The 21,029-nt window shown below is 68.8% G+C and carries 21 protein-coding genes; 10 read left to right on the forward strand and 11 right to left on the reverse strand.

The window, feature by feature from the left end; all coding sequences use genetic code 11:
* Positions 1 to 101 precede the first annotated feature (101 nt).
* Together ABIC25_RS05115 and ABIC25_RS05120 are read right to left on the reverse strand one after the other, a co-directional pair.
* The gene (locus tag ABIC25_RS05115; protein ID WP_004020319.1) at positions 102 to 626 is read right to left on the reverse strand and encodes a DUF1003 domain-containing protein; all 525 of its coding nucleotides are present in this window, start codon (positions 624 to 626) and stop codon (positions 102 to 104) included.
* The gene (locus tag ABIC25_RS05120; protein ID WP_101819021.1) at positions 623 to 1,924 is read right to left on the reverse strand and encodes a magnesium transporter MgtE N-terminal domain-containing protein; all 1,302 of its coding nucleotides are present in this window, start codon (positions 1,922 to 1,924) and stop codon (positions 623 to 625) included. The genes ABIC25_RS05115 and ABIC25_RS05120 overlap by 4 nt, the downstream gene beginning before the upstream one ends.
* Before the next feature lie 124 nt (positions 1,925 to 2,048).
* Between ABIC25_RS05120 and ABIC25_RS05125 the strand changes: the two genes are divergently transcribed.
* The 5 genes from ABIC25_RS05125 (at position 2,049) to ABIC25_RS05145 (ending at position 7,385) form a co-directional block, all read left to right on the forward strand.
* Positions 2,049 to 2,537 carry a YflT domain-containing protein gene (locus tag ABIC25_RS05125; RefSeq protein ID WP_064571539.1) on the forward strand — a complete coding sequence of 163 codons (489 nt, stop codon included), beginning with the start codon at positions 2,049 to 2,051 and terminating at the stop codon, positions 2,535 to 2,537.
* A gap of 204 nt (positions 2,538 to 2,741) precedes the next feature.
* Positions 2,742 to 4,154, forward strand: a complete 1,413-nt coding sequence (locus ABIC25_RS05130; RefSeq protein WP_239403688.1) for an extracellular solute-binding protein — start codon at positions 2,742 to 2,744, stop codon at positions 4,152 to 4,154.
* Positions 4,151 to 5,371, forward strand: a complete 1,221-nt coding sequence (locus ABIC25_RS05135; protein WP_354560274.1) for a carbohydrate ABC transporter permease — start codon at positions 4,151 to 4,153, stop codon at positions 5,369 to 5,371. Before ABIC25_RS05130 ends, ABIC25_RS05135 begins: the two co-directional genes overlap by 4 nt.
* 4 nt (positions 5,372 to 5,375) lie before the next feature.
* Positions 5,376 to 6,206, forward strand: a complete 831-nt coding sequence (locus tag ABIC25_RS05140; RefSeq protein WP_004020325.1) for a carbohydrate ABC transporter permease — start codon at positions 5,376 to 5,378, stop codon at positions 6,204 to 6,206.
* Between the two features lie 3 nt (positions 6,207 to 6,209).
* The gene (locus ABIC25_RS05145; RefSeq protein ID WP_004020327.1) at positions 6,210 to 7,385 is read left to right on the forward strand and encodes an ABC transporter ATP-binding protein; all 1,176 of its coding nucleotides are present in this window, start codon (positions 6,210 to 6,212) and stop codon (positions 7,383 to 7,385) included.
* Between the two features lie 22 nt (positions 7,386 to 7,407).
* On the opposite strand, the gene ABIC25_RS05150 is transcribed toward ABIC25_RS05145, so the two are convergent.
* Together ABIC25_RS05150 and ABIC25_RS05155 are read right to left on the reverse strand one after the other, a co-directional pair.
* Positions 7,408 to 8,265 (reverse strand): hypothetical protein, encoded by an 858-nt coding sequence (locus tag ABIC25_RS05150; RefSeq protein WP_064571538.1) that lies wholly within the window; start codon positions 8,263 to 8,265, stop codon positions 7,408 to 7,410.
* Positions 8,255 to 8,944, reverse strand: a complete 690-nt coding sequence (locus tag ABIC25_RS05155) for a metallophosphoesterase family protein (RefSeq protein ID WP_004020329.1) — start codon at positions 8,942 to 8,944, stop codon at positions 8,255 to 8,257. Before ABIC25_RS05155 ends, ABIC25_RS05150 begins: the two co-directional genes overlap by 11 nt.
* A 58-nt stretch (positions 8,945 to 9,002) precedes the next feature.
* On the opposite strand from ABIC25_RS05155, the gene ABIC25_RS05160 reads away from it, so the two are divergent.
* From ABIC25_RS05160 to ABIC25_RS05170, 3 genes are all read left to right on the forward strand, one after another.
* Positions 9,003 to 9,599 (forward strand): suppressor of fused domain protein, encoded by a 597-nt coding sequence (locus ABIC25_RS05160; protein ID WP_354560276.1) that lies wholly within the window; start codon positions 9,003 to 9,005, stop codon positions 9,597 to 9,599.
* A gap of 181 nt (positions 9,600 to 9,780) precedes the next feature.
* Positions 9,781 to 10,497, forward strand: coding sequence for a HemK2/MTQ2 family protein methyltransferase (locus ABIC25_RS05165; RefSeq protein ID WP_354560277.1), 717 nt, complete (start codon positions 9,781 to 9,783; stop codon positions 10,495 to 10,497).
* A complete protein-coding gene (locus ABIC25_RS05170) occupies positions 10,494 to 10,697 on the forward strand; it encodes a CDGSH iron-sulfur domain-containing protein (protein WP_354560278.1) in 204 nt (67 codons plus the stop codon). Before ABIC25_RS05165 ends, ABIC25_RS05170 begins: the two co-directional genes overlap by 4 nt.
* Before the next feature lie 59 nt (positions 10,698 to 10,756).
* Here ABIC25_RS05170 and ABIC25_RS05175 read toward each other — a convergent pair whose 3' ends face one another.
* The 3 genes from ABIC25_RS05175 to ABIC25_RS05185 all read right to left on the reverse strand — a co-directional run bounded on the left by ABIC25_RS05175 (position 10,757) and on the right by ABIC25_RS05185 (position 13,730).
* Positions 10,757 to 11,779, reverse strand: coding sequence for an iron-containing redox enzyme family protein (locus ABIC25_RS05175; protein WP_354560280.1), 1,023 nt, complete (start codon positions 11,777 to 11,779; stop codon positions 10,757 to 10,759).
* A 156-nt stretch (positions 11,780 to 11,935) separates the two neighbouring features.
* Positions 11,936 to 12,577, reverse strand: a complete 642-nt coding sequence (locus tag ABIC25_RS05180; protein ID WP_354560281.1) for an HhH-GDP family DNA glycosylase — start codon at positions 12,575 to 12,577, stop codon at positions 11,936 to 11,938.
* Positions 12,578 to 12,644: 67 nt separating this feature from the next.
* Positions 12,645 to 13,730, reverse strand: coding sequence for a magnesium and cobalt transport protein CorA (locus ABIC25_RS05185; RefSeq protein ID WP_101819016.1), 1,086 nt, complete (start codon positions 13,728 to 13,730; stop codon positions 12,645 to 12,647).
* 64 nt (positions 13,731 to 13,794) lie between these two features.
* Between ABIC25_RS05185 and ABIC25_RS05190 the strand changes: the two genes are divergently transcribed.
* Positions 13,795 to 14,772: a type 2 periplasmic-binding domain-containing protein gene (locus ABIC25_RS05190; RefSeq protein WP_354560282.1), complete on the forward strand. Its 978-nt coding sequence runs from the start codon at positions 13,795 to 13,797 to the stop codon at positions 14,770 to 14,772.
* Positions 14,773 to 14,886: 114 nt separating this feature from the next.
* On the opposite strand, the gene ABIC25_RS05195 is transcribed toward ABIC25_RS05190, so the two are convergent.
* Positions 14,887 to 15,717 carry an SDR family NAD(P)-dependent oxidoreductase gene (locus ABIC25_RS05195; protein ID WP_101819014.1) on the reverse strand — a complete coding sequence of 277 codons (831 nt, stop codon included), beginning with the start codon at positions 15,715 to 15,717 and terminating at the stop codon, positions 14,887 to 14,889.
* A gap of 29 nt (positions 15,718 to 15,746) precedes the next feature.
* The gene (locus tag ABIC25_RS05200) at positions 15,747 to 17,309 is read right to left on the reverse strand and encodes a flavin-containing monooxygenase (protein WP_354560283.1); all 1,563 of its coding nucleotides are present in this window, start codon (positions 17,307 to 17,309) and stop codon (positions 15,747 to 15,749) included.
* A gap of 217 nt (positions 17,310 to 17,526) precedes the next feature.
* On the opposite strand from ABIC25_RS05200, the gene ABIC25_RS05205 reads away from it, so the two are divergent.
* A complete protein-coding gene (locus ABIC25_RS05205) occupies positions 17,527 to 18,111 on the forward strand; it encodes a TetR/AcrR family transcriptional regulator (RefSeq protein ID WP_231896026.1) in 585 nt (194 codons plus the stop codon).
* 4 nt (positions 18,112 to 18,115) lie between these two features.
* Here the strand turns inward: ABIC25_RS05205 and ABIC25_RS05210 are convergent, their stop codons facing one another.
* Both ABIC25_RS05210 and ABIC25_RS05215 read right to left on the reverse strand, forming a co-directional pair.
* On the reverse strand, positions 18,116 to 19,525 hold the full coding sequence (locus tag ABIC25_RS05210; RefSeq protein WP_354560284.1) for a condensation domain-containing protein: 1,410 nt from the start codon (positions 19,523 to 19,525) through the stop codon (positions 18,116 to 18,118).
* Between the two features lie 6 nt (positions 19,526 to 19,531).
* Positions 19,532 to 21,028, reverse strand: coding sequence for a condensation domain-containing protein (locus ABIC25_RS05215; RefSeq protein WP_354560286.1), 1,497 nt, complete (start codon positions 21,026 to 21,028; stop codon positions 19,532 to 19,534).
* Position 21,029: the final 1 nt, after the last annotated feature.

Raw genomic sequence — 21,029 nt, forward strand, 5'->3', positions numbered from 1 at the left:
ATGGGTCTGACGTCCCAGACACGAACTCCACTTTTGGTGTCAGTGAACCCATCGCGCCGACGGGCTCCGGGTGTTACGTCGGGGCCGGTGCACTCCGGAGATCAGCGCGAGCGGTCGCGCGGACCCGTACCGGCGGGCGGCTCGTCGTCGGACGTGGCGCCGAGTCGTTCGGTGAGTTCGTCGAGCAGGTCGTCGAGTTCCTTGCGCAGGTAGTCGCGCGTCACGGTGTCACCGACCGCGAGCCGGACGGCGGCGAGCTCACGTGCGAGGAACTCGGTGTCCGCCTTCGTCTGGGCGGACCGCAGCCGGTCCTCCTCGAGCGAGACTCGGTCACGGTTCTCCTGCCGGTTCTGGGCCAGGAGGATCAGCGGGGCCGCGTACGCCGCCTGGGTGGAGAACGCGAGGTTGAGCAGGATGAACGGGTACGGGTCCCATCTGATCGACACCGCGACCAGGTTGAGCGCGATCCACACGATCACGACGACCGTCTGGATCGCCAGATAGCGCCCGGTGCCCAGGAACCTGGCGACCCGCTCGCTGTACATCCCGACGACGTCGGAGTCGAGATTGAACGAGATCGTGCGACGGGTGCTGGGGGTGTCGAGTTTGCGTCCCGGTTCGCTCATCGGATGACGTCTCCGACGGGCTCGACGGCGTCCTCGGGCTCGGTCTCGCGCCAGTCGCGCGGCAGGATCTCGTCGAGGAGGTCGTCGACACTCACCGCGCCGAGCAGGTGCCCGGCCTCGTCCACGACGGGTCCGCAGACCAGGTTGTAGGTCGCGAAGTATCTCGTCATCGTCTCCAGGGAGTCCTCGGGGTGGAGTTGGACGAGGTCGGTGTCCAGGATGCCGCCGACGAGATGGGCGGGGGGCTCCCGGAGCAGGGCCTGCAGGTGTACGCACCCGAGGTATTTCCCGGTCGGCGTCGCCGTCGGCGGGCGGACGACGAACACCAGGCTCGCCGCGGCGGGCGTGAGGTCGGGATTGCGGACGCGGGCGAGCGCCTCGGCGATGGTGGTCGACGGGGTCACCACGATGGGCTCGGAGGTCATCACACCGCCGGCGGTGTCGGGGGAGTGCAGGAGCAGGCGCCGGAGCGGTTCGGACTCGACGGGGTCCATCTCCTCCAGGAACGCCTCGGCCTCGGTGTCGGGCAGTTCGCCGAGCAGATCGGCCGCGTCGTCGGGGTCCATCGCCTCGAGGATGTCGACGGCGCGGTCGCGACCGAGCGCGGCGAGCACCTCTTTCTGGTCGTCGGGCGGTAATTCCTGCAGCACGTCGGCGAGCCGTTCGTCATCCAGGGCCGAGGCGATCTCGTCGCGCCGTTTCGCGGGCAGTTCGCGCAGGGCGTTGGCGACGTCGGCCGGCCGCATGCCCTCGAACTGCAACAACGCCTGTGCCACTCCCTGTCCCGGGAGGTTCAATGCGCTCTGGGTGATGCCCTGCACGCTGGACCACTCCACGACCTGGGTCTCGTGGCGGCGTCGGAGACCGCGGCGGCCTGCGCGGATCGCGACGCGGGAGACGACCCAGTCGCGGGTCCGGGTCTTCTCGATGCCGAGATCGATCACCGTCACGTCGGCGTCGGCGAGTTCGGGGAGGTCCGGATCGACGACCCGGACGTGGGTGTCGAGAACCTGCCCGATGGCCAGCGCCTCGCCGGGCCGCAGGTGGAGCCGGCGGAGGCTGACGGTGCCGGTGTTGAGGGCAACGGCCTGCGGCTCGATCGCCGTCACGCGCAGCATGGGAACGAAAATCCTACGCCGGGTGGTCAATTCGACCGCCAGACCGAGGACGCGCGGTTGTTGTCCGGACATGCGGATCGAGATCACCACGTCGCGGACGCGACCGATCGATTCACCGTCGGGACCAAGGACGGCCAACCCGACTAATCTGGCCACGAACACCTTGCTCACCGACGACATGGGAGTAAGGGTAGTGCCATCGGTTCCGTGGAGGCCGACGGCAGACACCGAACGCCCACCGGTGGGAGACGAGTCTCACGGTCGAGTCCCACCGCAGCAGTCGCACAACAGGGAAGGCCCCGACATGACCAATCCCATGCGCCCGAGCCGCGAGACGCCGGGCCTGCCCACCCCGCCGAAGGGCTGGCCGATCGGTTCCTACGGAACCTACGCCGAGGCCCAACGCGCGGTGGATTTCCTCTCCGACGAGAACTTCACCGTGCAGGACGTCACCATCGTGGGCGTCGATCTCATGCAGGTCGAACGAGTCATCGGCCGGTTGACATGGGGCAAGGTGATCGGCGGCGGGCTGGTGTCCGGTGCCTGGCTCGGCTTCTTCTTCGGCTGCCTGGTGGCGCTCGTGTTCACCGGTTCGCCCATCGCGCCCATCCTCGTGGGCATCGTCGGCGGCATGGTCTTCGGTGTGATCTCCGCGACCATTCCGTACGCGGCCACGCGCGGCCAGCGTGATTTCGCCTCGACGATGCAACTCGTCGCGGGACGCTATGACGTGCTGTGCGACCCGAAAAGCGCAGAGAGGGCACGCGACATGCTCACCCGTCTGACCTTCTGAGCCGACGTCTCCCGCTCGGACACGGTGGGATCACAATCGCTCGCGGAGTGGCACGCCCATGCCGAATGTGTTGCATGTCACGAATCCTCACGTATAGCGTTGCACTTCGGACGCTCACGGCGGAGCACCTGGTGCGCCCGCCGCGTACGACATCGAGGAGGCTGCGTGCGGAGCAGGGTCAGGACTGACGGATCTACCAGACGCGTGAGACGGAAGGTCCTCGCCGCGGCGGTGGCAGCGGCGGCCATGCTGCCCGTGCTGTCCGCATGCGGCTCGGGATATGAAGCGGGCGTACTCAATTTCTATCCGCCGGCCGACGGCGCGGACACCTTCGCCGAGATCGGCGACAAGTGCTCGGCCGATTCCGGCGGGGCGTACAAGGTCGTGACGACTCCGCTGCCCAAGGGTGCCGACGATCAGCGTCTGCAGCTCGCACGACGCCTCGCGGGCAACGACAGCGGCCTGGACCTGATGGGTATGGACGTCGTGTGGACCGCCGAATTCGCCGACGCGGGCTGGATGGTGCCGGTGCCCGACGACATGGCGGCGGAGATCTCGGCACGCACCCTGGGCGGCCCGCTCGACACCGCGGTGTGGAAGACCGACGACGACGAGCGTGAACGGCTCTACGCCATCCCGTTCTCCACCAACACCCAATTGCTGTGGTACCGGCCGGATGTCCTCGCCGAGGACGTCGACCGACGCCGCCCGGCGTCGACGTGGAACGGCATGCTCGAGGACGCGCTCGTCAGCGGACGCAACGGCGGCCCGACCTACATCATGGTGCAGGGCAGGCAATACGAGGGCCTGATGGTGTGGTTCAACTCGGTGCTCGCGAGTGCCGGCGGCCAGATCGTCGATCCGCAGGACCCCGACAAGGTCACCCTGAACGACACCCCTGAACACCGCGCCGCCACGGTGCGCGCCCTGGAGACCCTCAAGCGCGTGGCGACCGCACCGGGGGCCGATCCCTCGCTGACCAACTCCGACGAGGGCGCCGCGCGACTCGGGATGGAGAGCGGAGAGGCTCTGTATCAGGTCAACTGGCCGTTCGTCTTCGCCGGCATGCGCGAGAACGCCGTCGCCGGAAGCGTCGCCTTCCTCGACCTCACCCAGTACGCGAACCTCTACGCCGACACCGCGAACCCGCCGACGGCGGCGCAGGTCGTCCCGCTGAACCGGGAGATGCGGCGGGTCTTCGACTTCGCGCCCTACCCGGGCTTCGAGGGACTCCCCACGAAGACGACCCTGGGCGGCATCAACATCGCCGTCGCCAGCACCTCGAAGCAGCAGGATCTCGCCTTCCAGGCCGCGGAGTGCATCACCAGCGAGGCGGGGCAGAAGGCGTTCTCGTTCAGCGCCGGACCGCCGCCGGTCATCGAATCCATCTACGACGACGCCGATTTCCGGCTCGCCTACCCGATGGCCGATGAGATCAAGCGGCAGCTCGAACCCGAACACGCCGCGCTGCGCCCGAAGTCGCCCGATTACCAGGCGATCTCGACGCTGCTGCAGGCCAAGTTGAGTCCGGTCGGCGCCTGGGAGCCGGAGGCTCTCGTCGACGAGCTCGCCGAAGCGGTCCAGAAGGCCATCGACGGGGAAGGGCTGATCCCGTGAGCGACAACACGACACCCGGAGACGACGAACGGACCGGCGACCGGCCGCGCCGTGATGTTTCGGGCGAGGACACGCGGTTCCGCGCCGGACGTCATGCGCTGCCGGACGACGCCCCGCCGCAGACCGGCCCGATCCCAATCGTCGGTGACACGCCGCCGGTGCAATCCGACCAGGTGTGGACCCCGCCGCCGGGCGGACGGCACGACGCCGCGCCGGTGAGCGGTCCGGCGGGCGCACCCGCTCCGGCCGCCGGTCCGGCTGCCGGTCCGGCTGCTGCCACGACGGCGGTCGCCGAGCGTCCGCGAGCCGACGACGCACCGGCCGCACCGCGCAAGCGCAGCGAGGGCAAGGCCGCCGAGCGTCGACTGGCCTTCTGGCTCGTCGCGCCGGCCGCGCTCATGATGATCCTGGTCACCGGTTACCCGATCGTGTACGCGGTCTGGTTGTCGCTGAACAAGATGAGCCTCTCGGCCCCCGGCGAACGGGAATTCGTGTGGTTCGCCAACTACGCGACCGTCCTCACCGACAACTACTGGTGGACCGCCTTCGGTGTCACGGTCGGCATCACGGTCGTGTCGGTGATCATCGAGCTCGTGCTCGGCATGGCCATCGCGCTCGTGATGCACCGAACGATCTTCGGGCGCGGCACGATTCGTACCGTCGTCCTCATCCCGTACGGCATCGTGACGGTGGCAGCGGCGTTCTCGTGGTACTACGCCTGGACACCCGGCACCGGATATCTCGCGAATCTGCTGCCCGACGGCAGTGCTCCCTTGACCGAGCAATGGCCCTCACTGGCGATCATCGTCCTGGCCGAGGTCTGGAAGACGACCCCGTTCATGGCCCTGCTGCTGCTGGCCGGACTCGCGCTCGTGCCGGACGACCTCCTCAAGGCGGCCCAGGTGGACGGTGCCGGAGCGTGGACGAGGCTGTGGCGCATCATCCTCCCGCTGATGAAGCCGGCGATCCTGGTGGCGCTGCTGTTCCGCACACTCGACGCGTTCCGCGTGTTCGACAACATCTATGTCCTCACCAGCGGGTCCAACAACACCTACTCGGTGTCGATGCTGGGTTACGACAATCTGTTCGGCGCCTTCAATCTCGGCGTCGGTTCGGCGATCTCGATCCTGATCTTTATCTGCGTCGCGATCATCGCGTTCGTGTTCATCAAGGGGTTCGGCACCGCCGCACCGGGTTCCGACGACGAGGGGAGGTAAGCCGTTGAATACGAGCGGAAAGTCCAAGGCCTGGTGGTCGATCGCCAACATCCTGGTGATCCTGTACGCGCTCATCCCACTGCTGTGGATCATCAGTCTGTCGTTCAAACCGGCAGGTAGCGTGACCGACGGGCGATTCTGGCCCAGTGAGTTCACACTCGACAACTACAAGAACATCTTCGAGACGAGCGCGTTCACCTCGGCGTTGATCAACTCGATCGGCGTCGGACTCATCACGACGGTCATCGCGGTGATCCTCGGGACGATGGCGGCCTATGCGGTGGCGCGTCTGGACTTCCCGGGCAAGAAGCTCCTGATCGGCGCCGCCCTGCTGATCGCGATGTTCCCCCAGATCTCGCTGGTGACCCCGTTGTTCAACATCGAGCGACGACTCGGGTTGTTCGACACCTGGCCCGGCCTGATCCTGCCCTACATCACGTTCGCGCTGCCGCTGGCGATCTACACCCTGTCCGCGTTCTTCCGCGAGATCCCGTGGGAGCTGGAGAAGGCCGCCAAGATGGACGGCGCCACGCCGTGGCAGGCCTTCCGCAAGGTCATCGCACCCCTCGCGGCGCCCGGCGTCGTGACCGCGGCGATCCTGGTGTTCATCTTCGCCTGGAACGACCTGCTCCTGGCGTTGTCCCTGACGTCGACCGAACGGGCGATCACCGCACCGGTGGCGATCGCGAACTTCACCGGCAGTTCGCAATTCGAGGAACCGACCGGGTCGATCTCGGCCGCCGCGGTGGTCATCACCATCCCCATCATCATCTTCGTGCTCTTCTTCCAACGTCGAATCGTGGCCGGCCTGACCTCCGGCGCCGTGAAGGGATAACCCATGGCAGACATCGTTCTGGACAACGTCTCCAAGCAGTATCCCGACGGCTCGACGGCCGTACACGGGGTCGACATCGAGATCGCCGACGGCGAATTCGTGATCCTGGTGGGACCGTCGGGCTGCGGCAAGTCGACGACGCTCAACATGATCGCGGGACTCGAGGACATCTCGGGCGGTGAACTGCGGATCGGCGGCGAGCGCGTCAACGAGCGCGCGCCGAAGGACCGCGACATCGCGATGGTGTTCCAGAGTTACGCGCTGTACCCCCACATGTCGGTCCGCGAGAACATCGCCTTCCCGCTGACCCTCGCGAAGATGCCGAAGGATCAGGTGGCCGCGAAGGTCGACGAGGCCGCGCGCATCCTCGACCTCGGGCAGTACCTCGACCGCAAGCCCGCCAACCTCTCCGGTGGTCAGCGGCAGCGCGTCGCGATGGGACGCGCGATCGTGCGGTCGCCCAAGGCGTTCCTGATGGACGAGCCACTGTCGAACCTGGATGCGAAGCTGCGCGTGCAGATGCGCACCGAGATCTCGCAGCTGCAGCAGCGTCTGGGCACCACCACGGTCTACGTGACCCACGACCAGACCGAGGCCATGACCCTCGGCGACCGCGTGGTCGTCCTGCGCGGCGGGTACGTGCAGCAGATCGGCACACCGCAGGAGCTGTACAACAATCCGACCAATGTGTTCGTGGCCGGCTTCATCGGTTCGCCCGCGATGAACTTCCTGTCCGGTCGCCTCGGCTCCGACGGCATCGAGACCGCGATCGGCACGATCTCGCTCGACGACCACCGTGCGGTGGTGTCGCGTGCCGGCGACGTCGGCAGCGGCGGGGATGTGCTGATCGGCATCCGCCCGGAGCATCTCGAGGACGCGTCGCTCGTCGATTCGACGACCCGCGGTCAGGGGGCGACGTTCACCGCGAACATCGATGTCCTCGAGTCGATGGGGTCGGACATCTACGCCTACTTCAGCGTTGGCTCGAGCCGGGCGTCGAGCGATGCCCTCGCGGAGCTGTCCGCCGACTCCGGAACCGATCTCGGCGGCAATCAGCTCATCGCACGACTGTCCCCGGACTCGAAGGTCACCCGCGGCAGTTCGGCCGAACTGTTCTACGACGCCTCGAAGATCGCGGTGTTCGATCAGAGCTCGGGAGCATCGCTGCGGGTTCGCTGAGCCGCGTCCTCCCGGCGGTGGGTCACCGCTTGCGCCGCCGGGAGTGGTCGAGCAGCTCGTCGAAGACGTGCTCGTCCCAGATGTGCCTGCGCACGAGGCGATAACGCTCGCAGGCGACCCACATGTACAGCTCGGCGTCGCTCTCGAGGTCGGGTCGGATACCCGCGCGCCGGGCCATCCGCACGACCGGCAGGAACTCCTCACCGAACCAGCGCCGGGCGGTCTCGGCGCGGCTGAGGAACTCGCCGATCTCCTGGCTCAGACGGAATCCCCAGGCCTCGACGTTCTCGGCGAGTTCGGCGTAGTCGAACGGGAAGCTGAGCCGGATGGCGTCGGCCTGGGCGCCCTCGAGCGGTACGCGCGACAAGAACAGCCGACGATGGTCCTTGAGGACCAGATCGGATGTCCCGGTGATGCCCTCGGGAGAGATGCGCGTGTGGATGAGGGTGACGTACGCGTCGATCGTGGCCCAGTTCCGCGCGATCGCGATGGACACGCGGTGATGGCCGTCGATGACGAAGTGCATGGACCCGATCCGGTAGAGCTGCACCGGTGGCACCGACTCGCCGCGTCGTTGCGCTGCGGCCAGGCGCTGCCAGCGTTCACGCCCACGCGACGAGGTGGGCCGGAAGTAACGGTCGAAGTCCTTCGTCCGGTCGACGCTGCCGACGATCGAGGACACCTCGACCACCTGGAGCCCGAGTGAGGTCTCGCCGGTTCGGCCGAGCGCGGCGACCACTTCGTCGAACGGCAGGATGGTGTTCACGTCGGCCGGCTGACGCATGAACCACTGCGCGAGACGGGCTCGTTCGGCCTGGCGCCGCAGCCGGGCGAAATCGTTCTCGGCGTCGGCGTCGGGAAAACCGGTGTCACGCGCCATATCTGCGCCTCACGATCTCGACGTCCCGGGTCACGGGATCGATGTCGAACTGACAGAACCCGACGACGTTCATCGACGTCGTCGACGACCCGATGGGCAGATCCGCCGGCCGTTCGCCGTAGGGATGGACATGCCCGTGGATCAGCAGCGCGGGCTGCAGCGACCGCACCAGGGGGTGGAAACAGTCGAAACCCCGGTGGGGGAGATCGTCCCGGTCGCCGACGCCGCGCGCCGGGCTGTGGGTGAGCAGGATGTCGGCGCCCCGTGGCGGCGACAGGGCGGCGGTGCACCGCAGGCGGAGCGAGCGCAGTCGCTGCTGGGTGTCGGTGTACTGGTTGGTGCCCCCGTTGTACCGGCGGCTGCCGCCCAGACCGCTGATGCGCAGCCCGGCGACCGAGACGGTCCGACCATCGGCGTTGACCGCACCGCAGGGGCCGGGGTCCTCGACCGGGAGGCCTGCGCGGGTCCAGCCGGTCCGGCCGCGCCGGTACCCGCGTAGGTCGCGGTCGTGGTTGCCGGGGACGAACACGCACGGCGAGTCGCACAGCGACGACAGGATCTCGAGGTATTCGAACGGCAGGTCGCCGGCGCCGAGGATGAGGTCGGGACGGGATTCGATCCCCACGCCGAAGGTGAGGGAATCCACCACCTCGTCGGCGACCGCCAGAACCCGGACCATTGCTCCAGGCTAGAGGAGCGCCCCGGACCCGCGCGCCGGAGTCGGTAGCCTGTCGGGTGTGAGCGAAGCCGTGACAGAGGTCGTCGGACGATTCCTGGAAGACCGGCTGGGGGAGACGCCGCAGCGGGCGTCGGTGACGTTCCTGGGCGTCGAGCCGATCGACGTCCTGCGGTTCGCGGCCGCCGCCGATACCGGTGATCGCCCCACGGTGGTCTACGTGACGTCGGGGTGTGCGCGGCATCCGATGTCCGATCCCACCGACCTGCACGCCGATCCGGTCCGCGGACCCCGTGCCGAGCTCGTCGTGCGCATGTCGTCGGGGACACCGCTGCCGGGCCTGCACAAACGGATGGCGACGCTGGCGGCCGCGCCGGCCGTCGAGGGCCTGATCATCGCCGCCGACGCACTCGTCGATCTCGGCGAACCCCTCTGGGACGGTTCCCCGTTCACCGCGGTACTGCTCGAGGCCGACGAACTCGGCATCGTCGAACTTCCCGAACCGATGGACCCGGTCACCATGCTCCGCGCCATCCCGATCACCGCCAACGAGGCCGCCTGGGTGCGGCTGAAGGGAGCCGACGCGCTGCGGGAGGCGTGGCGGGAGGCGGGTATCGACGTGACCAGGCCCGACCGGGCGTCGGCAACTCCGGCCTGAGACGTCTCGAGGAGTTCCGGCCTGCTCGTGAATCGCGGGCGAACACATCCGTTCCGAGGTTTCGGAACGTATGACAGAGGGAACGTCTGAGCATCGAGAGCACGGCTGGTCTGAGAAGGTGAGGGCGCATGGAGTCACGGGGAGCAGGGACCATCGGCACGACAGACGGGCGGTGCCACGCGTGACCCTCACATCATCGTCGCTGCCCACGACGACCGCTCCCCGGCCCGAGCTCGATGTCTATCTGCCGCAGCAGGACACCCAGTTGCTGATCGACACCCTGCGCTCCCGCGGCGTTGCGGGAGCCCGCGTCCTCGACCTGTGCACCGGCAGCGGCGCCATCGCCATCGCGGCGGCCCGGGCGGGTGCGACCGAGGTGACCGCGGTGGACGCGTCCGCCGAGGCGGTTGCGTATGCGCGACAGGCGGCGGCCGAGGCCGGGGTGCGCATCGAGGTGGCCCACGGCGACCTCCGCCGTCACCGGGGCCGGTACGACGTCGTCACCTGTAACCCGCCGTACGTACCGACCCCGCCGGAATCCGAGGCGGCCCTGCATCCGGCCGGACCTTCGCACGCATGGGACGCCGGCCTCGACGGCCGGGCCGTCCTCGACCCGCTGTGCGCGCACGTTCCGGACCTGCTGGTGCCCGGCGGCATTTTCGTGCTCGTCCATTCGGAATTCGCCGACGAAGAGGCCTCGCTGCGTGCCCTCCGTGCCGGTGGCCTGACCGCCGAGGTGGTGGCCGAACGGGTCATCCCGTTCGGCCCGGTTCTCTCGGCGCGTGCGGGCTGGATGGAGGAGATCGGGATGCTCGAGCGCAACCGCCGCATCGAGCGACTGGTCGCGATCGTCGCGGTCGCGCCCGGCGAATACGGTTCGGCGGGTGGGTCGGCGTGAGCGGCGAGGTCAAGCGCAACGCGGTGCGGGTGATCCGCGGTGGTCCGGTGCTGGTCTCCGGACCCGTCGACATCGAACTCCCGGACGGCGCAAAGGTCGAATCGGACCGGTTCATGGTCGCCGTGTGCGCCTGCGGGCGCAGCAAGACCTACCCGCTGTGCGACACCAGCCACCGCAAGAAGCGTCGCCGGACGGACTGACGCCCCGGACGAGCGGGCGTCCCCGGACCGCGGTGTCTCGCCGCGCGCGGTGTCGGGTGTCAGATGCCGGGGAAGGCGCTCTCGCCGCGCTCCCAGGCGGACAGGACATGACGGTCGAGCGCGTCCTCGACGAACAGGAAGGCGCGGATCCCGAAGATCACGTCGGCCTCGGTGTCCGGTTCGCTGCGGATGAGATCGCCGACGACGTCAGTGCGCAGGATCTGCTCGTGAACCGCGTCGGCCTCGACGTGTTCGCGGTAGAAACGTCGGCAGGCCTCCGGCGCGTCGAGCTGCTCCAGGCCGGCGAGCAGGCGCTGGGATCCGGGGGGCGAGGTGATCTCGGTGGCCGCCAGATGACCGACCGCGGCACCCCGGTACCGGCGATGGAGTCCGAACAGTGACATCAGGTTGACCGGCGTCAGCGCGACGCCGGGCACGGTGTCGAGGTACCCGAGGTAATCGGCGCGGAGATCGGAGGCCCGCAGCAGGTCGGCGAAGAGTTCCTGATGGACGGCGTCGCCGCGGCCACCGCCGAACTCGTCGAACTCGACCGCGACGAAGGCGGCTTTCGCGTGGCCCCGGAGACGCGGGATCGCCCACGCGTGCGGGTCGGCCTCTTTCAGGTGATAGAGCGAGCGCATCGCGAACAGCTGGCGGTACTGCTCCCACGTGCCGGCGTCGCGGAGTCGGTACGAGGCACCGTCGCCGTCGGGATTCTCGATGCAGAGCTCGTCCATCTCGTGGTCGGCGGAGTCCTCGGCGGCCGCCGCCGGCACGTCGCGGTGCAGGGCAGCGAGGAACGACCGCTCGAGCGCCGCCCGGATCGTGAGCAGCGCGGGATTCCATTCCCACTCGGTGTCGGCATCGACGAAGCCCACGTAGTGCATCTCGTAGCAGAGGTAGAGGGCGAGCTGCAGATCATCGCCGTACGGGTCGGCGTCGTCGACCGGCAACTCGGGGATCGACGCTGATGCGGGGTCACCCCGGAGGAGATCGATGACGGTGGCCGACAGAGGTCCGCGCGCACCCGGCAACAGCGGTCGCCGGAAGGTCGTGTCGTGCTCCGTCGAAACGTCGACCATCGGGTCAGCTGACACCTTGTGCGTCCTCCTGTCGTCTCCGGGCGTCCGGCACGGCCGAGCGCGGACTCTCCCGGATAACCGATTCGGGCACGGGACAAACCTCGGCGCTGGCGAGACGGTCGTGATCGTCGTCCCAGCATAGGCCCCGCGATCGGATCAGCTGATCTCCGCGCGCAGCGACTTGTCGAGCGAGACGCGGACCAGCGCGGCCGCCAGGGCCTCCGGACGTCCGTCCGCGAGGTCGGCGAGCCGTCCCGGATCGTCGGGTAGCCCGAGGTCGCGGGCCGCGGCCAGTGCGCGTGTGTCGAAATACGGTGTCGCCCACTCCCACACCGACTGGACCTCGCGCAGGAAGATGTCGGCCCCGACCGGGCCGATACCGGTGAACCCCTGGAGCAGTTCTGCCGCGCGGCCGGGGTCGGAGCCGGCATCGTCGGCGAGACGACGCAGATCACCGTGATACTCGTCGAGGACCCGCTGAGCTGCCTCGCCGAGGCGGGTGGCCGTGCTCTCGTCGTACCGGACGTAGTGGCCCCGACCCAGCGCGTCGACGAGGCTCTGCCACTCGGCTCGGGCCATCTTCTCCGGCGTGCGATAACCGGCCGCGAACAGTTCGCGTGCGGCCGCGACGGCGATGTCCGCGGAGATCCTGGTGCTGAGGAGCAGGGCGAGGACCAGCAGCTCGAACAGCGGGGATGGGGTGTTCTTCAGTGTGATGCCTGCGTCGTCGGCATAGGTACGGCCGGCCCGGTCGAGCAGGATGCGCGCCGTGTCGCGGGCGTGGTTCGTGCGGGTCATCGCGAACGACTACCCGTCGTGTCGGCTGGGCAATCCTCCGGTCGGGCGTCTGGTCACGCGGGGGTGATCACAACCAGTGACTGCGACGGAAGACCACGAACAGGCCGGCGCAGAGCGCGACCAGGCAGCCGAGTACCACGGGATAACCCCATTCCTGGTGGAGCTCGGGCATGTGGTCGAAGTTCATGCCGTAGATGCCGGCGACCATGGTGGGTACCGCCGCGATCGCGACCCAGGCCGAGATCTTGCGCATGTCGGTCGACTGCTGGATGCCGACCTTGGCCGCCGCGGCCTGCAGGAGCGAGGTCAGCAGTTCGTCGTACTCGAGAACGCGATCGATGACGGTGGTGAGATGGTCGCTGACATCCCGGAACTGCCGTCGGATCTCTTTGGGCACCAATGGGTTACCGCTCGCTGTCAAACTCTGCAGCGGTGTCGCGAGCGGTGTCACCGCGCGCCGTAGTTCGAGCACTTCGCGGCGCAGGAGATAGACCGGGTCGATGTCGAGCGAGTGACCCTGTCGGCCGAAGACGACCTCCTCGATGGCCGCGACGTCGACGTCCATCCGCTCGGTGACCGCAAGGTAGCTGTCGACCACCTTGTCGGCGACAGCGTGCAGGACCGCGGTCGGGCCGAGGGCGAGGCGATCGGGATGGGTTTCCAGGCGGCGCCGGAGCTCCGACAGTTCGGTGTGCTCGCCGTGCCGGACGGTCAGGACGAAATCCGGTCCGGCGAAGACCATGATCTCGCCGGTCTCGACGACCTCGCTCGCCTTGGCCATCGTCTCGTGCTCGACGTACTGCACGGTCCGCAACACCAGGAACTGGGTGTCGTCGTACACCTCGAGTTTGGGTCGTTGATGTGCGTGTACCGCGTCCTCGACCACGAGCTCGTGCAACCCGAACGTGGCACCGACATCGGCCATCTGCGCGTCGTCGGGGGCATGGAGACCGACCCACACGAAGCCCTCGCCTGCAGCGCGCACCCGAGCAAGACCCTCGGTGTAGCTGACGCGCCCCGGCTGCCGGTGACCGTCGATGTAGACGGCGCAGTCCACGATCGCACGCGCCACCGGGACGCGGATCTGCGGGAGCGGTCGGCGGTCGCGGCGCGGTGACAACCCGCGCGGACCGGGCCGGGGGAGCGAGGGCACGGCTGCCGATCTTACCCGGGCGCCTCGTTCGATCCCCAGGCTCCGCTGCAGATACGGTGGCGGGGTGCCTGAACGTCTTGTCCGCAAACGTCTCGTCACGGTGGCCGGCCTCCTCGTCGTCCTGGCGGTGGTGCTCGCCGGCTGCGCCGACGACCCGTCGACCCCGCCGCGCGGGCTGGTGATCGGATCGTCGGACGAACCGGCGATGCGGGTGATGGCCGAGGTGTACGCGGGGGCGCTGCGCAACGCGGGCTCGGTGGTGTCCGACGACCAGCTCCGCGGGGACATGCCGACGCTGCTGGACGAGATGGATCGAGCCGAACTCGATCTCTTCCCGGGCTTCACCGGGGAATTGCTGACGATGCTCTCCCCGTCGTCGTCCGCGATCGGCGCCGAAGCCGTCTACCGCGACCTCAATCGCTCACTGCCGCAGGGAGTTTCGGTGGGGGACGAGACTCCGGTGTCGGCGGCCCCACAGATCTTCGTGTCGACGACCCTCGCCGGGGACGTCGGCGCCACCGGTCTCGCCGACTGTGCCCGGCTGCCCGCGGGCCTGCCGGTCGCCGCTCTCGGTCAACCGGACGCGGCCACCATGCGGGCCTTCGCCGATGCGGGGTGCGCGTTCGGTCCGGTCGAACTCGTCGCTTCCTCCGAGGACGTGCTCCGCCGCGCGGCAGGCGGCACGGCGGTCGGCCTGCTGACGCCGCTCGAGATCGCCGGGGAAGACGCCGACGGCACGTCATCGGAGGTGCAGGCGCTCCGGACGTCGCAGGGGGGCGGCGACACCGCGGACAGCCCCGGCACCCCGGCCACCGACGCCCGGCCCGCGGGCGCCGAGCAGGCCGATCAGACCGGTCCGCGGGCGGAAGTACTCGTACCGGTGTTCCGGTCCGCGGCGCTGAACCGCGACCAGGTCAAGGCGATGAACAAGGTGGCAGGTGAGATCACCACCGCCGACCTCGCCACCATGTCCGCAGAGGTCGACGGCGGGTCGGACCCACGCGAGGTCGCCCTCGCCTGGCTGGGCGAACACGGCCTGTAGACACGACAGCGCCGGGACGCCAACACGCCCCGACCGCGTGTTGGTGCCCCGGCGTCGCCGTGATTCTTCGGCCCGCTCGCTCCGCTCCCGGCGCCGCCGTGCGCCCGGCTGGTGTCAGCCGGCCTTCGACAGCGCCCAGCCGGTCAGCTTCGCCGACACCCACTGGTACTTCGACGCGACGAGGCGCACTGCGAGATCGAGGACCTTGGCGTCGGTGCCGACCAGGATGCGCGCCTTGTTCTTGCGCACGCCCTCGATGATCACGTCCGCGGCGTCCTCGCTCGTCATACGGGCGAGGTAGCGATCGAACAGTGCGGCCGTGGCCTTCTGGTCGTGGTCGCCGGACACGGTCGCGTTGCGGGCGATCGCGGTCTTGATGCCGCCGGGGTGCACACAGGACACCTGCACCGGATGCTTGGCGACGATCATCTCCTGGCGCAGCGCCTCGGTGAACCCACGCACCGCGAACTTCGCGGAGTTGTAGGCGGCCTGCCCCGGTTCGGCGAGCAATCCGAACAGCGACGACGTGTTCACGACGTGCCCGTCGCCGGAGGCGATCAGGTGCGGCAGAAACGCTTTGGTGCCGTTGACGACTCCCCAGTAGTCGACGTCCATCACCCGTTCGATGTCCTTGAACTCGGTGCGCTCGATCTCGCCGTGGTGAGCGATACCCGCGTTGTTGAACACGACGTTGACCACGCCGAAGTGCTCGGCAACGGTGTCGGCGTAGGTGAGCACGGCTTCGCGCTCGGCGACGTTGAGCAGCTGCGAGTGGACCTCTGCGCCCGCCTCCTTCACCAGCTTCTCGGTGACGGCCAGACCGTCGGGGGTGACATCGGAGATGGCCAGCCGCGCACCGCGACGTGCCAGCTTGACCGCGATGTCACGGCCCATTCCCGAACCGGCCCCGGTGATCACGACGACCTTGCCGCGAAAGTCCTTCATGTCTTGTCTCCTGTGGTGGGTTCGGTCGGTCAGGCGTTGGCGGTGGCGGGCGCGGCGACGTCCTCGCCCGCGGCGGAACCGGCCGGTGCCGCAGGTGCGACGGGGCGCCGGGCGCCGCGGGTCACATCGTAGGCGGCGACGTCGAAGGACCGGGTCGTCTGCCGGAAGGCGAAGGTGAAGCCGGGCCACAGCGTCGTGATGTTGCCATTGGCGTCCTGGTACCAGGAGGCACATCCGCCGTTCACCCACACGCTGTTGCGCAACTTGTGCTGGATGCCGGCGTTGAACTCCTGCTGAGCGGAGAGTTTCACCTCGGTCCGGGTGATCCCCTGGGCACGAGAGGTTTTCAGGTAGTCGACGAGGTAGTTGAGCTGCGACTCGATCATGTACACCATCGAGGTGTGGCCCAGTCCGGTCGACGGACCGACCATCAGCATCATGTTCGGGAAGCCGTGGACGAACGAACCCTTGTAGCCCTGCATGCCGATCTCGTTCCACACCTGCGCGAGGCTGCGGCCGTCCTTGCCGATGATCTTCTCGAACACCGGGGAGTCGGTGACGTGGAATCCGGTGGCGACGACGATCACGTCGACCTCGCGCACGGTGCCGTCCCGCGACACGATCCCGGTCGGCGTGATCCGGTCGATGCCGTCGGTCACGAGGTCGACGTTGGGTCGGGCGAGGGCCGGGTACCAGTCGTTGGAGCGCAGGATTCGCTTGCAGCCCACCTGGAACGTCGGGGTGGCCTTGCGGCGCAGTTCGGCGTCGCGGCCGATACCGCGCAGGATGTTGGCGCGGCAGAGTAACTCGACGGGCTTGAGCGCCTTGGGCGAGTAGGTGAGGCCGAATGCGACGACCTCGTTGGCGGCGTAGATCCCGCCGCGGACCGCGGACTGGTAACCCGGGACGTTCTTGTAGGCCCAGTGTTCGACCGAGCTGTACGCCCGCTCGGTGCGCGGGACGATCCACGGTGCGGTGCGCTGGTAGACGTCCAGCCGGCCGGCGACCTTGGCGACCTCGGGGACCAGCTGGATGGCCGATGCGCCGGTACCGATCACCGCGACGCGCTGGCCGCCGAAGTCGTGGTCGTTGTCCCAGCGGGCGGAGTGCACGATCTTGCCCTCGAAGGACTCGATGCCCTCGATGTCCGGGAGGTTGGGCTCACACAGCGGGCCGACACCGCCGACGAGGACCCGCGCGCGCACCTGGTCGGTCTTCCCGTCCTGCAGCGTGTCGATGATCCACCGGCCCTCGTCCTCGTTCCACTCGGTCCGGGTCACCTCGGTGCCGAAGCGGGCCTTGGCGGCGATGCCGAACCTGTCGGCGACCCCGTTGATGTAGTCGTGGATCTCGGGCTGGTGCGAGTACGACCGCGACCAGGTGGGGTTCTTCGCGAACGAGAAGGAGTAGAGCTGCGAGGGCACGTCGCACGCAGCGCCGGGGTAGGTGTTGTCACGCCAGGTCCCGCCGAAGTCGCGGCCGCGATCGAGGAGGACGAAGTCGTCGAAGCCGTTCTGCTTGAGGCGGACCGCGGCGCCCAGACCCGAGAAGCCGGCACCGATGATGGCGATCTCTACATCGTTCGTTGTCATGGTGTCACCATAGGGTGGTACTGAACACGTGTCAATAGCTATTGAACAAGACTCAATAGGAGTAGGCTGGCCGGGTGGCCAGAGGACGAGGAAGTGAACCGTGTCGGTGGTGAACGCCAAAGGGGTGAACGCCAAAGGGGTGAACGCCAAGGTGATCAACGACAAGTCGATCGACGCCGAGGGCGATGACCGGCGCACCCCGCACAAGCGCACGCGGATGAGTCCCGAGGCGCGACGCGACCAGCTGATCGAATACGGCCTCGCCATGGTCGGGGACCGGCCGCTCGAGGAGATCACCATCGATGCGATCGCCGATGCCGCCGGGGTGTCCCGGGCGCTGCTGTTCCACTATTTCGCCTCCAAGCAGGAGTTCCACGTCGCGATTGCGCAGGCGCAGGCGGACCGGATGCTCGCCCGCACCGAGCCCGATGCGTCCCTGGGCGATCCGATAGCGATCCTCTCGGCCTCGATGGCCGCGTTCGTCGACTACGTGAGCGAGAACCGCACCGCCTACACCGCGTTGATCCGTGGTGCCTCCAGCTCCGACGCGGCGATGCGGGAGGTCTTCGACCGGACCCGAGAGGTGATGGTCGCCCGGGTGCTCGACCACGCGCCGGTTTTCGGGGTCGAGGTGACCCCGGTCGTGGTGATGAGCGTGCACGGCTGGATCGCCTTCGTCGAGGAGACGACGATCCGCTGGCTCACCGCCGAGACGCCCGATGCCGGGACGATCACCCGGGACGAACTGCTCGCCCTGATCACCGCCGCGCTGCCGGCCCTCGCGGCGGCGACCATCGGGTAGGGGTTCAGAGGCCGACGACCCGCGCGGTGTCGGACCCGCCGCCGGGTTCGATGCCGTCGGCGTCCGCGAGGTCGACGCCGGTGCGCAAGGTCCGGATCAGTTCGTCGGTGAACGCGCGGATGGTGCGGTGGGCGGTCAGCGTGTCGGGGTGCCGGGCGCGGAGCGCCAGCCCGTCGCCGGTGCGCGAGATCCAGAACTGCGCATCGTCGGCGGTGGTCGCGTTCGAGATGTGGTGGGCGTCGATGACCCGATGGCGGTCCGCGCCGGGGAGCAGCCGGTAGTCGACGTAGGACACCATGAAGATGTCCGACCGGGTGCGGCGCAGTCCGCCCATCGCCTCGATGACCTGCGGAACGGGTACTTCGCCGAGCGTCACGGCCCGGCGCAGCTCGGGCCCGGTGCGCCGGATCGTCTCGATCAGGTCACCGGTACTCACGACCCGTAGTGGCGCATTGGTGGTGAACCACCCGATGGCAGTGCGCCACTTCTCTTCCCGACGTGTGTGCATCGGGAACAGCAGCGGCAGTTCGGGTTCGCCGCCGCAGCGTCGTACCGCGTCGGCCATCGCGGCCAGGGTTCCGCCGAACACGCTGGCGCCGTTGCGTCGGCACAGCTCGGCGAACAGCTCCGTCGCCGCCGGCCCGAGCAGCGTGCGCACCTCGGTGGCCTGTGCCGCGACGGCGCCGGGTTCGACCCCGAGGTCCAGGGGAAAGGTGGGCAGGGCGCCGTCCCGGTCGTCGAAGAAGCGGAGCCAGGCGCGCATCCGGGGATCGGTCGGTGCGACCGTGGACGCCTGTGACTCGGCGGCGCAGAAGTCGACGAAGCTCCCGCTCATCGCGGTCTCCGCGGGATCGAAAGATGCTCCGTGGCAGCGATATCCCTCATACAGGCGATGCAGGTCGTCGATCACGATGGAGATCGAGTAGGCATCCACGTGGCAGTGGTCGAAGCCGCAGATGATCGTCGACGCGTCGGCGCGGTCGATCGCGGCGAACAGGTACGCGGGATGGCCGAAGGGGTGACACGCACGATCGAGCGTGTCGCGAAGCCGTTCGCGCAGAACGGTGTCGGAGGTCGTGTGGATCACGGTGTCGGCGCGGAGTACGAGGTCGTCCGGGTCGTGGGAATGCCGCCGGACCCCCTCCGGACCGGCCGAGAACGACGACCGCAGGGTGCCGTGTCGCGCGACGAGAGCGTGGTAGGCGGACCCGAGCGCCGCGCGGTCCACCCGGCCGCGGACGGTGAACGCGGCGGCCAGCCAGGTGCTCGACTCACCGGCCGAGGCCAGGTGCACGGTCTGGTTGAACGACGGTGGGACATCGGAGATCTCGGACCGGGCGGTCGAGGTGTCCACGGACCAGGACAACAACTCGCCCGCAGGCGGGCAGTAGCGATCGATGGTGGTGACGTGCACTCGTCCTCACGCTCCTCTGCGCAGGGCCGCGGCCGCGGCCGGGTCGGATGGCCCTGATGTCGCCGCCGGCCCACGGATCTGCCGGTCGCCGGCGCGCGCGATGTCGGCGATGACCGCGCGCAGATGGTCGTAGTAGGGGCGCGCCACGGACTCCGCGAACGGGGTGCCCGGGATCTGGCTGCCCAGGTAGAGCTCGTCATGGTCGCGGTTGATCCACGCCGACGCGTTGGCCGTCCGGCCCTCCCCGGTGAACAGCGCACCGCGCCGGAAGGCCTCCCGCGACGCACCGGGGAACCATCGGAAATCGATGTAGGAGAGCAGGTTCGGGGCGGTGATGATCGCATCCGGGGTGGCGCCCGCGGCGGCGATGGCGGCGAGCGCGGCCGCCACCGGCACCGTCGCGAGGTCGCGCGCGTGCCTGCGGGCCGTGTGGGCCGCCGGGATCAGCTCGGCGAAGGTCGACGCTCCGGCCAGGGCGAACGCCACCGGCGCGAAGGTGCAGAACCACCCCTGCGACGTGGCATACCCGTCGAGAGCGGCGCGGGTGTTGAACACCGTCATGCCGTAGTACTCGTCGGCGCCGGCCAGCTCTCGGTCGGTGATCGCGATGGCCGCGTAGATGCCGTCGATGAAACGGCCGCCCGCTGCTCGGCACGCGGCGTCGAAGGCGGTGATCCCGGCGCCGTCGAGGAGCGAGACCTCGACACCGGTCACCTGTGCGGTGTCGCCCGGAGCCAGGCCCAGGTCGAGGGGGAACCGCGGCATCTGCAGGTCGTGCCTGCGGAAGATGTCCTGCCAGGCCCGGGTCTGGGGGGAACCCGCCAGATGCTGCGCGGTCGACTCCGCCTCGGCCGCGGCGTAGGTGAAGTAACCCCCGGCGGCCGGAGCAGGCTCGGCGGGCACCGCATGATCGGGCTCGTCGCCTCCGACCAGTTCCGCATAGATCTGCGCGATCTCGTCGAGCGCCAGGGCCTGTGACGCGCCGTCGGAGAGGGCGTGATCGCACGCCAGGAAGAGGGCGAAACCGCCGGGCCGGCTGATGGCTCCGAAGGCGAATCCGGGAAAGGCGTCGCTGGAGGTCTCGCGGTCGAACCGGTCGATGAGGTACGGGTGCACATCGTCGGCCGTCTCCAGTCGGCGGTCGACCTGCCCCTCGAATTCGACGGCGGCGGGATCGACGAGGTGGGCGGTGACGTCCCCGTCGTGGCATTCGAACCAGGTGCGCAGCACCTCGTGACGCTGTACGAAGCGAGTCAGGGCGGTGCCCAGTGCCGCGGTGTCGAGGTCGCCGTCGATCTCGGTGCCCGATCCCAGGTATCCGCGATGCGTGCGCCCCGCGGCCCGGGCGACCGCTGCACCGCGCACGTGGTTCTCGGCCAGGAAGGTGACGGGTGTCGCGTGGACGACCGCGCTCGCGGCGGCTTCGCGGCAGACCTCGGTCGGATCGAAGCGCACGGCTGTTCCCGGTTGCGGCCGCCAGTTGCCCATCGCCGTGATTCTCATC

Origin of the sequence: Gordonia sp. PvP123 (genome assembly GCF_040547295.1) — a bacterium.
Classification (GTDB): Bacteria; Actinomycetota; Actinomycetes; order Mycobacteriales; family Mycobacteriaceae; genus Gordonia; species Gordonia terrae.

Excerpts from the sequence above, each read along its gene's own strand:
- ABIC25_RS05115 (WP_004020319.1), bottom strand. The coding sequence starts at position 626 with ATGAGCGAACCGGGACGCAAACTCGACACCCCCAGCACCCGTCGCACG.
- ABIC25_RS05120 (WP_101819021.1), bottom strand. The coding sequence starts at position 1,924 with ATGTCGTCGGTGAGCAAGGTGTTCGTGGCCAGATTAGTCGGGTTGGCC.
- ABIC25_RS05125 (WP_064571539.1), top strand. The coding sequence starts at position 2,049 with ATGACCAATCCCATGCGCCCGAGCCGCGAGACGCCGGGCCTGCCCACC.
- ABIC25_RS05145 (WP_004020327.1), top strand. The coding sequence starts at position 6,210 with ATGGCAGACATCGTTCTGGACAACGTCTCCAAGCAGTATCCCGACGGC.
- ABIC25_RS05150 (WP_064571538.1), bottom strand. The coding sequence starts at position 8,265 with ATGGCGCGTGACACCGGTTTTCCCGACGCCGACGCCGAGAACGATTTC.
- ABIC25_RS05155 (WP_004020329.1), bottom strand. The coding sequence starts at position 8,944 with ATGGTCCGGGTTCTGGCGGTCGCCGACGAGGTGGTGGATTCCCTCACC.
- ABIC25_RS05175 (WP_354560280.1), bottom strand. The coding sequence starts at position 11,779 with ATGGTCGACGTTTCGACGGAGCACGACACGACCTTCCGGCGACCGCTG.
- ABIC25_RS05180 (WP_354560281.1), bottom strand. The coding sequence starts at position 12,577 with ATGACCCGCACGAACCACGCCCGCGACACGGCGCGCATCCTGCTCGAC.
- ABIC25_RS05195 (WP_101819014.1), bottom strand. The coding sequence starts at position 15,717 with ATGAAGGACTTTCGCGGCAAGGTCGTCGTGATCACCGGGGCCGGTTCG.
- ABIC25_RS05200 (WP_354560283.1), bottom strand. The coding sequence starts at position 17,309 with ATGACAACGAACGATGTAGAGATCGCCATCATCGGTGCCGGCTTCTCG.
- ABIC25_RS05205 (WP_231896026.1), top strand. The coding sequence starts at position 17,527 with ATGAGTCCCGAGGCGCGACGCGACCAGCTGATCGAATACGGCCTCGCC.
- ABIC25_RS05215 (WP_354560286.1), bottom strand. The coding sequence starts at position 21,028 with ATGAGAATCACGGCGATGGGCAACTGGCGGCCGCAACCGGGAACAGCC.